The following is a 12,393-nucleotide window of genomic DNA, read 5'->3' on the forward strand; positions in this document are numbered from 1 at the left end:
CGACACCGACGCTTACGCGCCGGCCGTCGCCACGCCCAGGATCGCCCGCACCTGCGCGACGATGTCCAGCCGGTTCCGCACGAACTCCGGATCGGTCACCGTCCCGGTCGCCGGATCGGTGTTGCCGGTCCCGAACTGCAGCACCGGCGTGTGCACATGCCCGCCCGGCAGGCTGCCGTGCAGTCCCAGCCGGTCGCGCAGCAGGGTGGCCCGGTAGGCGATCTCGTTGGAGAGATAGTCCCCGCCGCCCCCGGCCCGCGCGGTCGACCCCGCCGTCGGCCCGTCCGGCCGGACGACGGGCGCGCCGCCGCCCGCCGGGATCTCGGTGACGCTCGTGTTGTCGTAGACCGGGAACCGGCCGGTGTCCGCCGCCACGATCGCGGCGTACGGCAGGGTCGTCGTCGTCCACTGCGGCTGCGAGGCCGGGTCGGTCACCGGGACGGTCTCCGTGCGGCCGACGTTGTCGTTGTCGGCGAAGCCGCCCCGCCAGGCCCCGTTGGTGCGCTCCACGTCGAACCGGCCGACGCGGCCCTGACTGACGGTCGTGAACAGGTCGACGTCCGCCAGATACGGCCGCAGCGTCCGCTCCACCGTGCCGTCCGCGAAGTCCTGCCAGCGCACCGGGAACACGGCCGTCTCCACCCGCGCCGGACCGTCCGCCGTCCGGATCACCGTGCCGTCGAGGGCGAGCGCGGTCGCCCCCGACGGGTTGGAGATCCGGACGTCCCGGTCCAGGGTGAACGGGTCGAAACCGGTGACGAGGACCCGCTTGAGGCCCTTGGCCGACCGGCGCTCCGGGTAGCGGATGTCGGTCTGGCCGCGCGAGGTCTGCTCCAACCGGTCGAGCAGCGCGGCGCGTTGGCCCTGCGTCAGCCCGAACTCCGGCTCCCAGGCCCGCACTTCCCGGGTCATCCCCAACCGTGCCCAGTACAGCGGCCGGTCGTCGTCCCGGCTCAGATCACCGCCCGCCGGCCCCCGCCCCTGCACCCGGTCGACGGCCCGCCGCCACAGCGCCGCCCCCTGGCGTTCGACGACCCGACGGGCCTCGGCGTAGGAGCGCGCCGAGCCGAGCGCGCGAGCCAACTCCGGTGCCACGGAGGCGAATCCGGAGCGGGCGAGGATCTCTCGGGGGACGGCCCTGTCCAGCCGCTGTTCCTCGACGGTGACGCCCGGGGCCGCCTCGGCGGCGGTGGCCGCGGCGGTGGCGGGCGTGGGGGCGGAGAGGCCGGCCAGCAGGGCCAGGCCGAGAACGCCGACGCGAAGTCGTATGCGAACTCGTACGCGAACTCGTAGGGAATGCACGGGGGTTCGGGTCCTTCCGTCGCTGTGGGGAGCGGGGGGTGTGGGACGGCGGAAGTATCCCGTGCCGGGAGTGGTCTACGCCATGGCGCTCAGTCGACGGGCTCGCCCAGCAGCGTGACGAAGTCCCGGAACGCCGCCGGCATGTCCACCGACTCCGGGTCCAGCAGCCACTGGTACTGGAGGCCGTCCAGTACGGCCACGAGGAGGGGTGCCACGCGTTCGGGGGTGAGGCCGCTGGGGACGCGGTCGCCGTACTTCGCGCGCAGGACCGAGGCCATGTTCTCGCGCACCTTGCGGTAGCGGTCGGTGAAGTAGCCGCGCGCCGGATGCCCCTCGGTGACGCTCTCGCCGAGCAGCGCCGAGAAGGTCTGGATGATCCCGGGCCGCATGGCGTTGTACTCGACGAGCGAGACCAGCAGGTCGAGCCGCCACTGCGGGTCCGGCCGCGCGTCCCATTGGTCGCGCTCCTGGAGCACCGCCACCAGCAGCGCTTCCTTCGTCGGGAAGTGGTGCAGCAGCCCCTGCTGGGTCAGCCCCACCCGCTCCGCCACCGCCGCCAGGCTCGCGCCCCGGTAACCGCGCTCGGCGATCACCTCCAGAGCGGCCCGGACGATCTCCGCCCGCCGCTCCTCGCTCCTGGTCGTCCTGGCGCTCATGCCGTCACGGTACGGCATCCGGCCATGAAAAAATAACGGCAAGATAACGAAACCTACCGCTCTACAGGTAACCGGTGCACGATGAGGGGAACAGCACCGGCGCTCAATGAGGAGGCACCCCCATGGCGGGTACGGAAGCGGCCGTCGAGGCGGCACTCGGCAAGCTCGACCTGGACGCCAAGGCCCGCCTCCTGGCCGGTCAGGACATGTGGTCGCTGCCCGCCCTGCCGGAGATCGGCCTCAGGTCCCTCGTCATGTCCGACGGCCCGATCGGCGTCCGAGGTGTGCGCTGGACCTCCGGCGACCCGTCCGTCGCGCTGCCCTCCCCGACCGCCCTCGCCGCCACCTGGGACCCCGAACTCGCCCGCAGGGCAGGGGTGTTGCTCGCCCAGGAGGCCCGCCGCAAGGGCGTCCACGTGCTGCTCGCCCCCACCGTCAACCTGCACCGCTCCCCGCTCGGCGGCCGCCACTTCGAGGCCTACAGCGAGGACCCGTACCTGACCGGCCGGATCGGCACCGGTTATGTGCGGGGCGTGCAGTCCGGCGGCGTCGGCACCACCGTCAAGCACTTCGTCGCCAACGACGCCGAGACCGACCGCTTCACCGTGAACAACCTGGTCTCCGAACGGGCCCTGCGCGAGCTGTACTTGGCCCCCTTCGAGGCGATCGTCGCCAACGCCCACCCGTGGGGCGTCATGACCGCCTACAACACGGTCAACGGCACCTCGATGACCGAACACCGCTATCTGGTCAACGACGTCCTGCGCGGCGAATGGGGCTTCGACGGCTACAACGTCTCCGACTGGATGGCCGCCCGCGACACCGTCGCCGACATCGAGGGCGGCCTCGACGTCGCCATGCCCGGCCCCCGCACCGTCTACGGCGAGGCCCTCGCCCAGGCCGTACGGGCGGGCCGGGTCGAGGAGTCCGTTGTCGACGGGGCCGTCCGCAACGTCCTGCGGCTCGCCGCCCGCGTCGGCGTCCTGGAGGGCGTGGAGCCGGCCGTCACCGACCTCCCCGCCACCGTCGACGGCGAGGCGCTCGCCCGCGAGATCGCCCGCCGCTCCTTCGTCCTCGTCCGCAACGAGAACCGGGCCCTGCCGCTGCGCCCCGGGGCGACGGTCGCGCTGATCGGGGCCGCCGCCCGCGACGCCCGCGTCCTCGGCGGCGGCTCGGCCGTCGTCTTCCCGGCCCGGGTCGTCTCCCCGCTCGACGGCCTCACCGCCGCCCTCCCCGACGGCCGCCTCAGCTACACCGTCGGCGCCGACCCGAACACCGAACTCGCCATCGCCGACAAGGGGTTCGAGCTGCGCGCCGTCTGCCGCGACGCGGCGGGCGCCGTCATCGGGACCGGCGCCGCCCCCACCGGCGAGATCAACTGGCTGGGCTCCGACCTCCCCGACGGCGTCACCCACGACACCCTCCACACCGTGGAGCTGACCGGCACGTTCACCCCGCGCGTGAGCGGCCCGCACGTCCTCGGCATCAAGGGCACCGGCGCCTTCACCCTCACCGTGGCCGGCACGACGCACTTCGACGACGTCCAGCGCCCCGCCGACGACACCGACCCCTTCGAGTCGTTCTTCGGGATCCCGCGCCCCCACGCCGACGTCGAACTCACCGCAGGACAGCCCGTCGAGGTCTCCCTCACCTTCCGCGTCGCCCTCCCCGAGGGCATCCCCTTCAAGGCCGTCGTCTTCGCCCTCACCCACCAGGAACCGCAGTGCGACCCCGACGAGTTGATCGCCGAGGCCGTCGCCGCCGCCCGCGCCGCCGACACCGCCGTCGTCGTGGTCGCCACCACCGAGCGCGTCGAGTCCGAGGGCTTCGACCGCAAGAACCTGCGCCTGCCCGGCCGGCAGGACGACCTCGTGCATGCCGTCGCCGCCGCCAACCCGAACACCGTCGTGGTCGTCAACTCCGGCTCCCCGGTGGAGCTGCCCTGGCGCGAGAAGGTCGCCGCCGTCCTGCTGAGCTGGTTCCCCGGCCAGGAGGGCGGCACCGCCCTCGCCGACGTCCTCACCGGCGCCCACGAGCCCGGCGGCCGACTCCCCACCACCTGGGGCTCGTTGGCCGACGCCCCGGTCACCAGGGTCGTCCCGGCCGACGGCGAACTCCCTTACACCGAGGGCGTCTTCATCGGCTACCGGGCCTGGGAGAAGGCCGGCCGCACCCCCGTCCACCCCTTCGGCCACGGCCTCGGCTACACCGACTGGGCCTACGAGTCGGTCGCCGTCGACGGCGCCACGCTCACCGTGCGGATCCGCAACACCGGCGAGCGGCCCGGCCGCGAGGTCGTACAGGTCTACCTCGCGCCCACCGACACCGCCCCGGCCCCCGACCGCCCCGCCCGCTGGCTCGCCGGCTTCGCCGGTGCCGAGGCCGCCCCGGGAGAGACCGTGGACGTCACCGTCGAACTCCCGCAGCGCGCCTTCGAGATCTGGGACGAGGCGGAGCGCCGTTGGTCCTTTGTGAAGGGTTCGTACGAAATCCAGGTGGGCCGCTCGATCGCCGACCGCAGGATCACCGCGACGATTAACGTGTAACCAGGCGCTCGTCGCCCCCACGAACAGCCCCGGTCCGGGACCTGACCCCCGGACCGGGGCAACATCTTTTTACGGCCCCCGACAGGGTTGCCGCCGTGGGTTTCTACCGCACCGAGAAGCCGTACACCGTCTCCGACCGGTACACCTCACCCGGCCGCAGCACCGTGCTCGGGAAATCCGGCCGGTTCGGGGAGTCGGGGAAGTGCTGCGTCTCCAGCGCGACACCCTCGCAGGGCACGAACGGCTCGCCCAGATGATCCGCCGTGTACACCTGGATCCCCGGCTCGGTCGTCGCCACCGTCAGCACCCGCCCGGTCGCCGGATCATGCAGCTCGGCCACCTCCTCCGGCGCGCCGCCGACCCCCTTGTCGAGCACGAAGTTGTGGTCGTACTCGACGCCGATCTTGCGCGCCGTACGGAAGTCGAAACGGGTGCCGTCCACCGCGGCCGGTCCGCCCGCCGGGATCAGGTCGGCGTCGACCGGCGTGTAGCGGCCCGCCGCGAGCCGCAGCTCGTGCCCGCTCGCCGCCCCGCTGCCCGGCCCGCCCAGGTTGAAGTAGCTGTGGTTGGTCAGGTTCACCACCGTCGGCGCGTCCGTGACCGCCTCGTACGCCAGCCGCAGCGCCCCCGACGCGTCGAGCGTGTACGTCGCCGAGACCTCGAGGCGGCCCGGGAAACCCTCCTCGCCGTGCGCGGCGACCCGGCTCAGCCGCAGCCCGTGCGCCACCGGCGCCACGTCCCACACCCGCTTGTCGAAGCCGCGCCCGCCGCCGTGCAGCGAGTTGGGCGCGTTGTTCGGCTCCAGCGCGTACGTCACCCCGTCCAGCGGGAAGCGGGCGTGCGCGATCCGGTTGGCGTACCGCCCGACCAGCGCGCCGAGGTAGGGCTCCGGATGCGCGAGATACCCGGCCAGGTCCGCGAACCCCAGCACCACGTTCGCCGCGTGCCCGTCCCGGTCCGGGACCTCGACCGACTGCACGATGCCGCCGTACGACAGCACCCGCACCCGGGTGCCCGCCCGCTCCAGCGTCCAGCGGTGCACCGGGGTGCCGTCCGGAAGTGTTCCGAAGTGTTCGCTCATGAGTAAAACCCTAAGTCACGAGGCCTTCGCGGTGACCGCGCGGTAAGCGATCTCCGCGAGCCGCGCCTGCCCGTCCTTGCTCGGATGGAACCAGTCCCAGTGGCTCAACTGGGCGGTGCCGAACCGGAAGTCGTACACCGCGCCGCCGTCGAACCGGCACCGCAGGTCCTTCGCGCAGACCTCCTTCAGCACCGTGTTGTAGTCCTCCACCCGCTTCTGCACCGTCTCCCGCCGCAGCGTCGCCGCCGAGTCCAGCGCGTCCGCGTCGCCCAGCATCGACGGGCAGATGCCCAGCTTCCACACCTGCTTGCCCAGCGCGTTCGTCCGCCCCTGCGACCACAGCCGCTTCAGGTTCGGCACGCTCGCCACGTACACCTGCGTCTTCGGCAGCGCGCGGCGCAGCGTGCCCATCGCGTCCTCGAACTGGGTCCGGAAGTCGGCCACCGGCGTCATCTGCGCCGTCGAGGCGCGGCACGCGTCGTTCGCACCCGCCATCACCGTGACCAACTGCGGGCCGTCGGCCGCCGCCTGCGCCATCTGGGCCGGGAGGTCCGCCATCCGCGCCCCGCTCGACGCGTGGTTCCAACTGTGCGTGGCCGCCCGCGCCGCCCCCAGCAGCCGGACCGCGAGACTGTTCACCTCGGCGTCGCCGCCGGTCGCCCAGGACACCTCGGGGCAGTCCGCGAGGACCGTACACGCGTCGAAGCCGCGCGTCACCGAGTCGCCCACCGCCGCGACCGACGCGGGGCTGGGGTCCCACACCGGGGTCGGCGACGGAGACGGCTTCGCCTGCCGCGCGCCCGCGCCCGAGGACTTCGTACCGTCGCCGCCCGACGCGGCGCAGCCGGCCAGGCCCAGGACGGCCGCCGTCGTGCCCGCGAGCACGGCCCGCGCCTGCCGGTTCCGCTTCGCCATCCGCCCCATCCGCCCCATCCGCCGCCGTTCCCCTCGCTCCTCGGACTCCACGTATATGACAACGTGCGGGAGTTCCCGGCGAATCAACACCCACACGATGGAACGCCGTCCGCACATACAGGCGTCCTGCCGGGTGAATGGCGCGGTTTCACGGCACCGGGAGCGACGGTACGTCACACTCCTCGCGCCGCCGCAGGGTAGCCTCGCCATCAACGCGGCTGCCTGCCTTCGCCGCCATGCCAGCCTGCAAGACTGTCCCGCTCTGCCCGGAGGTCCCGGTGACGACACGTGGAGTTCTGTACGTGCACTCCGCGCCGCGCGCGCTGTGCCCGCACGTCGAGTGGGCGATCGCCGGGGTGCTCGGCACCCGCGTCAGCCTCGACTGGATCCGGCAGCCCGCCGCGCCCGGCACCTGGCGCTCGGAGTTCTCCTGGAAGGGCGAGGCCGGCACCGCCTCCAAGCTGGCGTCGGCGCTGCGCGGCTGGCAACTGCTGCGCTTCGAGGTCACCGCAGAGCCCTGCGCCGGTGCCGAGGGCGAGCGCTATAGCTGCACCCCCGACCTGGGCATCTTCCACGCCGTCACCGGCATCCACGGCGACATCCTGATCCCCGAGGACCGGCTGCGCGCCGCGCTGACGAGGTCTCAGCGGGGCGAGACGGACCTCGAGGCCGAGCTAGCCAGGCTCCTGGGCAAGCCGTGGGACGACGAGTTGGAGCCCTTCCGGTACGCGGGCGAGGGCGCCCCCGTGCGCTGGCTGCACCAGGTGGTGTGAAACCCCCGGCTTTACCGACGACCAGAACGGCGTGTGGCCCGAACCCGTCCCGGGGTTCGGGCCACACGCCGTTCGGTGAACTGCTCAGACGCTGCGGAACGCCAGCACCACGTTGTGCCCGCCGAAGCCGAACGAGTCGTTCAGCGCGGCGATACGGCCCTCGACGGGCAGCTTGCGCGCCTCGCCCCGCACGATGTCCGCGTTCGCCTCGGCCTCGGGGTCGAGGTGCTCCACGTTGATGGTCGGCGGCGCGATCCGGTGGTACAGCGCGAGCACCGCCGCCACCGACTCGACACCGCCCGCGCCGCCCAGCAGGTGACCGGTCATCGACTTGGTCGCGGACACCGCGAAGTGGTCCGCGTCGTCGCCGAAGACCTTGCGCAGCGCCTTCAGTTCGGCCACGTCACCGGCGGGCGTCGACGTCGCGTGCGCGTTGACGTGCACGATCTCCGCCGGGTTCAGGTCGGTGCTGTCCAGCAGGTTCTGCAGGGCGTGCGCGATGCCGCGGCCCTCCGGCTCCGGCTGCACGATGTCGTGGCTGTCGGCGGAGATGCCCTGGCCGACCGCCTCGGCGTAGACCCGGGCGCCGCGGTTCGCCGCGTGCTCGGCGGACTCCAGGACGATGACACCGGAGCCCTCGCCCATCACGAAGCCGTCGCGGGCCACGTCGTAGGGGCGCGAGGCGCCCTGCGGGTCGTCGTTGTTCTTGGACATCGCCATCATGTTGCCGAACGCGGCGATGGGCAGCGGGTGGATCGCCGCCTCCGTACCACCGGCGACGACGACGTCGGCGCGGCCCGTACGGATCATCTCGATGGCGTAGCCGATGGCCTCCGCGCCCGACGCGCACGCCGACACCGGCGTGTGCACGCCCGCGCGGGCGCCCACGAGCAGGCCCACGTTGGCGGACGGGCTGTTGGGCATCAGCATCGGCACGGTGTGCGGGGAGACGCGGCGGACGCCCTTCTCCTTCAGCACGTCGTACTGGTCGAGCAGGGTGGTCACGCCGCCGATGCCGGAGGCGATGACCGCGCCGAGCCGGTCGGGGTCGACCTTGCCGTCGCTGTCGGCCTCACCGGCCTTGCCGGAGAAACCGGCGTCCTGCCAGGCTTCCTTGGCCGCGATCAGCGCGAACTGCGCCGAGCGGTCCAGCTTGCGGGCCTGCGGGCGCGGGATGACCTCGAGGGGCTCCACGGCGACCCGGGCCGCGATCCGGACGGCCTGGTCGGCCGCCCACTCCTCGGTCAGGGCCTTGACACCGGACTTGCCGGCGACCAGACCCTCCCAGGTCGATGCTGCGTCGCCACCCAGCGGTGTGGTTGCGCCGATACCGGTGACGACCACGGTGCGATTGGTCGGGCTCACGGATTCTTTCTCCAACGGTGCGAGGAGGACTTCCCCCGCCGGTGCGGGGAGAGCGGCGCCACCGCCGGGTGGCGGGGCAGTTCGGTCCAGGGGACCGGGTGGATCAGCCCTGGTTCTTCAGGATGTACTCGGTCGCGTCGCCGACCGTCTTGAGGTTCTTGACGTCCTCGTCCGGGATCTTGACGTCGAAGCGCTCTTCGGCGGCGACGACGACCTCGACCATGGACAGCGAGTCGACGTCCAGGTCGTCGGTGAAGGACTTGTCCAGCAGGACGTCCTCAACCGGGATGCCGGCGATCTCGTTCACGATGTCGGCGAGACCGGCGACGATCTCTTCCTGAGTGGCGGCCATTGTGGGCGCTCCTTCGTAGTTTTCCAGAGGGTGTGGCAGTGGTGCTTCCCGTGCCGGACCGGTTGATCCGGCACGGAGTGCCTAGGGGAGGGTAACGACAGTGGCGGCGTAGACGAGACCCGCCCCGAATCCGATGACGAGCGCGGTGTCCCCGCTCTTCGCCTCGCCGGTCGCCAGGAGCCGCTCCATCGCGAGCGGGATCGAGGCGGCCGAGGTGTTGCCGGTGGTGCGCACGTCACGGGCGACCGTGACGGACTCCGGCAGCTTGAGAGTCTTCACCATCGAGTCGATGATCCGCTCGTTGGCCTGGTGCGGGATGAAGACGTCGAGTTCGTCGACGGTGATGCCGGCGGCGTCCAGCGCCTCCTTGGCGACCTTCGCCATCTCGAACACGGCCCAGCGGAAGACCGCCTGGCCCTCCTGCGTGATCGCGGGGAACCTGGTGACCACGCCGTCGCGGTAGTCCGTCCACGGCACGGTCTGCTTGATGGTGTCCGACTTGTCGCCCTCGGAGCCCCAGACCGTCGGGCCGATCGCCGGCTCGGCGGACGGGCCGACGACGACCGCGCCCGCGCCGTCGCCGAACAGGAAGGCCGTCGCGCGGTCCTCCAGGTCGGTCAGCTCGGACAGCCGCTCGACGCCGATGACGAGCACGTACTCCGCGGAGCCCTCGACGACCATGCCCTTGGCGAGGGTCAGGCCGTAGCCGAAGCCCGCGCAGCCGGCCGAGATGTCGAAGGCGGCGGCCTTGTGCGTGCCGAGCCGGTCGGCGATCTCGGTGGCCACGGCCGGGGTCTGCTTGAAGTGCGAGACGGTCGAGACGACCACGGCGCCGATCTGCCCGGCGCTGATCCCGGCGTCGGCGATCGCCTTGCCGGACGCCTCGATGGACATCGCGGCGACGGTCTCCTCGTCGTTCGCCCAGTGCCGGCTCTCGATGCCGGAACGCGAGCGGATCCATTCGTCGGAGGAGTCGATCGTCTCGAGGATGACCTCGTTGGGGACGACCCGGACCGGCCGGTAGCCGCCGACACCGAGGATGCGCGCGTACGGATGGCCCTTGCTGGGCTTGATCTTCGCCATCACCACTCCTCGGCTCCTCAGGCGACGCCGAGCTCGGCGATGAGCGCACGAGCGGCGTCGAGGTCGTCAGGGGTCTTCAGGGCGAGCGTCCGCACGCCGGGCAGGGCGCGCTTGGCGAGGCCGACCAGGGTGCCGCCGGGGGAGACCTCGACGATCGCGGTCGCGCCGAGCTCCTTGAAGGTCTCCATGCACAGGTCCCAGCGGACCGGGTTGGCGACCTGGCCCACCAGCCGCTGGAGCACCTCGGCGCCGCCGGCGACGGCCTGCCCGTCCTTGTTGGAGACGTAACGGATCTTCGGGTCGGCCGGCGACAGCTCCGCGGCGGCCTTGGCGAGGGTCTCCACGGCGGGCGCCATGTGGGGCGTGTGGAAGGCGCCGGCCACCTTCAGCGCGACGACCTTGCGGACGCCCTCGGGCTTGTCCTCGGCCAGCGCGGCGAGCTGCTCCAGGGTGCCCGCGGCGACGATCTGCCCCGCGCCGTTGATGTTCGCCGGGGTCAGCCCCAGCTTCTCCAGATGCGCCACGGACACCTCGGGGTCGCCGCCGAGCAGCGCCGACATACCGGTCTCGGTGATCGCGGCGGCGTCGGCCATGGCCAGCCCGCGCTTGCGGACGAGGGCCAGCGCGGCGGTGTCGTCGAGGACCCCGGCGAGGACGGCGGCGGTGAACTCGCCGACGCTGTGGCCCGCGACCGCGCCGGGCGCGAGGTCGGCGAGGTCGCCGAGTGCCGTGGCGGACAGGATGCCGGCGGCCACCAGCAGCGGCTGGGCCACCGCGGTGTCACGGATCTCGTCCGCGTCGGCCTGCGTGCCGTAGTGGGCGAGGTCCAGGCCGATGGCGTCCGACCACGCGGCGACGCGGGCGGCGGCACCGGGCAGTTCGAGCCAGGGGGTCAGGAAGCCGGGCGTCTGGGCGCCCTGGCCGGGAGCGACGAGTACGAGCACTCTCACACTCTCTCTTGGGGACGGCCAAAGCCGCCCGTGAGGACAGGGACGAAGAACGGCAGGGGGTTTTGTGGACTCCCGACAAATGCCTAGGTCTGGGGATCGCCGTCGACCAAGCGCCCCAGGATCAGCGCGATCCGGAGCGTGAACGCGGAGCGTACATCCGAGGGTGACCATCCGGTGACGTCAGTCACACGTCGAAGCCGGTAGCGCACGGTGTTCGGGTGAACGAAGAGCATCCGTGCGGCCCCTTCGAGACTGGACGCCTGTTCGAGATAGACGGACAGCGTCTCCAGAAGCGCGGACCCGGCCTCCTCCAGCGGTCTGTAGATCTCCTCCACCAACTGATCACGCGCACCGGGGTCACCGGCGATCGCGCGCTCCGGAAGCAGATCGTCCGCCAGCACCGGGCGGGGCGCGTCCTGCCAGGCGGAACAGGCCTTGAGCCCGGCGGCGGCGGCCTGCGCGGAGCGGGTCGCGGCGAGCAGGTCGGGCACCACGGGCCCGGCCACCACCGGGCCCGCGGCGAACGGCCCGATCAGCGACTTCGCGACGGCCAGCGGGTTGTCGCTGCCGCCCGCGATCACCACGAGCCGGGTGCCGAGCACCCCGGTCAGCACCTGGAGCTTGGCGTGCCGCGAGGCCCGCCGGATGGCCTCCACGGTCAGCTCGGAGTCCCCGTCGGGCGCGGTCCCGAGGATCACGCACACATGCTCCGGCGCGTTCCAGCCGAGCGCGGCGGCCCGGCTCACGGCCCCCTCGTCGGCCTCGCCGCTCAGCACGGCGTTCACGACGAGCGACTCGAGGCGGGCGTCCCACGCGCCGCGCGCCTCGGCGGCCTGGGCGTAGACCTGGGCGGTGGCGAAGGCGATCTCCCGGGCGTACACGAGGAGCGCCTCGCGCAGTACGTTCTCGTCGCCGGGGGCCGCGACCTCGTCGATCGCGGACTCCATGACCTCGATGGTGGTCCGCACCATCTCGACGGTCTGGCGCAGCGTGATGGCCCGCGTCAGCTCGCGCGGCGCGGTGCCGAACACATCGGTGGAGATGGCCTGCGGGGCGTCCGGATGCCGGAACCACTCGGTGAAGGCGGCGATACCGGCCTGGGCGACGAGCCCGATCCAGGAACGGTTCTCCGGGGGCATCGCCCGGTACCACGACAGTGTCTCGTCCATCCGCGCGATGGCCTGGGCGGCGAGACTTCCGGAGGACTTCTCCAGCCGCTTCAGCGTCGCGGGGTGGGAGTGGACCGCGCGCGCCGCGGGGTCGGGGCGACTCGTTTCGGGTTCGGGCACGTGGACAAGACTGCCTTATCGGGACGGGGCCGTGTGCCGCCGGGTCGCAGGTGAGGACGGCATATTGGCGGGGCGACGGCC

Annotated in this window: 11 protein-coding genes; 2 read left to right on the forward strand and 9 right to left on the reverse strand. The window is 72.4% G+C overall.

Annotated features, from left to right (window positions below; genetic code table 11):
* Window positions 1-12 precede the first annotated feature (12 nt).
* Entirely contained in the window at window positions 13-1,302 is a 1,290-nt protein-coding gene (locus tag BMZ82_RS23280; protein ID WP_256252063.1) for a pyroglutamyl-peptidase I, read from the reverse strand.
* An 89-nt stretch (window positions 1,303-1,391) separates the two neighbouring features.
* Entirely contained in the window at window positions 1,392-1,976 is a 585-nt protein-coding gene (locus tag BMZ82_RS23285) for a TetR/AcrR family transcriptional regulator (protein WP_093778853.1), read from the reverse strand.
* 104 nt (window positions 1,977-2,080) lie between these two features.
* Between BMZ82_RS23285 and BMZ82_RS23290 the strand changes: the two genes are divergently transcribed.
* On the forward strand, window positions 2,081-4,504 hold the full coding sequence (locus tag BMZ82_RS23290; protein WP_093778855.1) for a beta-glucosidase: 2,424 nt from the start codon (window positions 2,081-2,083) through the stop codon (window positions 4,502-4,504).
* Between the two features lie 103 nt (window positions 4,505-4,607).
* On the opposite strand, the gene BMZ82_RS23295 is transcribed toward BMZ82_RS23290, so the two are convergent.
* Complete coding sequence (locus tag BMZ82_RS23295; protein WP_093778857.1) at window positions 4,608-5,585, reverse strand: aldose epimerase family protein; 978 nt, start codon at window positions 5,583-5,585, stop codon at window positions 4,608-4,610.
* Between the two features lie 15 nt (window positions 5,586-5,600).
* Window positions 5,601-6,500 carry an SGNH/GDSL hydrolase family protein gene (locus BMZ82_RS23300; protein ID WP_093778952.1) on the reverse strand — a complete coding sequence of 300 codons (900 nt, stop codon included), beginning with the start codon at window positions 6,498-6,500 and terminating at the stop codon, window positions 5,601-5,603.
* 278 nt (window positions 6,501-6,778) lie between these two features.
* Here BMZ82_RS23300 and BMZ82_RS23305 point away from each other — a divergent pair, with 278 nt between their 5' ends.
* Window positions 6,779-7,273, forward strand: coding sequence for a DUF3145 domain-containing protein (locus tag BMZ82_RS23305; RefSeq protein ID WP_093778859.1), 495 nt, complete (start codon window positions 6,779-6,781; stop codon window positions 7,271-7,273).
* An 84-nt stretch (window positions 7,274-7,357) separates the two neighbouring features.
* Here BMZ82_RS23305 and BMZ82_RS23310 read toward each other — a convergent pair whose 3' ends face one another.
* From BMZ82_RS23310 to BMZ82_RS23330, 5 genes are all read right to left on the reverse strand, one after another.
* Window positions 7,358-8,638 carry a beta-ketoacyl-[acyl-carrier-protein] synthase family protein gene (locus BMZ82_RS23310; protein ID WP_093778861.1) on the reverse strand — a complete coding sequence of 427 codons (1,281 nt, stop codon included), beginning with the start codon at window positions 8,636-8,638 and terminating at the stop codon, window positions 7,358-7,360.
* A gap of 103 nt (window positions 8,639-8,741) precedes the next feature.
* Window positions 8,742-8,990 (reverse strand): acyl carrier protein, encoded by a 249-nt coding sequence (locus BMZ82_RS23315; protein WP_093778863.1) that lies wholly within the window; start codon window positions 8,988-8,990, stop codon window positions 8,742-8,744.
* A gap of 81 nt (window positions 8,991-9,071) precedes the next feature.
* Window positions 9,072-10,073: a ketoacyl-ACP synthase III gene (locus tag BMZ82_RS23320; protein WP_093778954.1), complete on the reverse strand. Its 1,002-nt coding sequence runs from the start codon at window positions 10,071-10,073 to the stop codon at window positions 9,072-9,074.
* Between the two features lie 17 nt (window positions 10,074-10,090).
* The gene (locus BMZ82_RS23325; RefSeq protein ID WP_093778865.1) at window positions 10,091-11,017 is read right to left on the reverse strand and encodes an ACP S-malonyltransferase; all 927 of its coding nucleotides are present in this window, start codon (window positions 11,015-11,017) and stop codon (window positions 10,091-10,093) included.
* Between the two features lie 89 nt (window positions 11,018-11,106).
* Window positions 11,107-12,312 (reverse strand): PucR family transcriptional regulator, encoded by a 1,206-nt coding sequence (locus tag BMZ82_RS23330; protein ID WP_093778867.1) that lies wholly within the window; start codon window positions 12,310-12,312, stop codon window positions 11,107-11,109.
* Window positions 12,313-12,393: the final 81 nt, after the last annotated feature.

The sequence above is a fragment of the Streptomyces sp. yr375 genome, from assembly GCF_900110755.1.
In the GTDB taxonomy this organism is placed as follows: domain Bacteria; phylum Actinomycetota; class Actinomycetes; order Streptomycetales; family Streptomycetaceae; genus Streptomyces.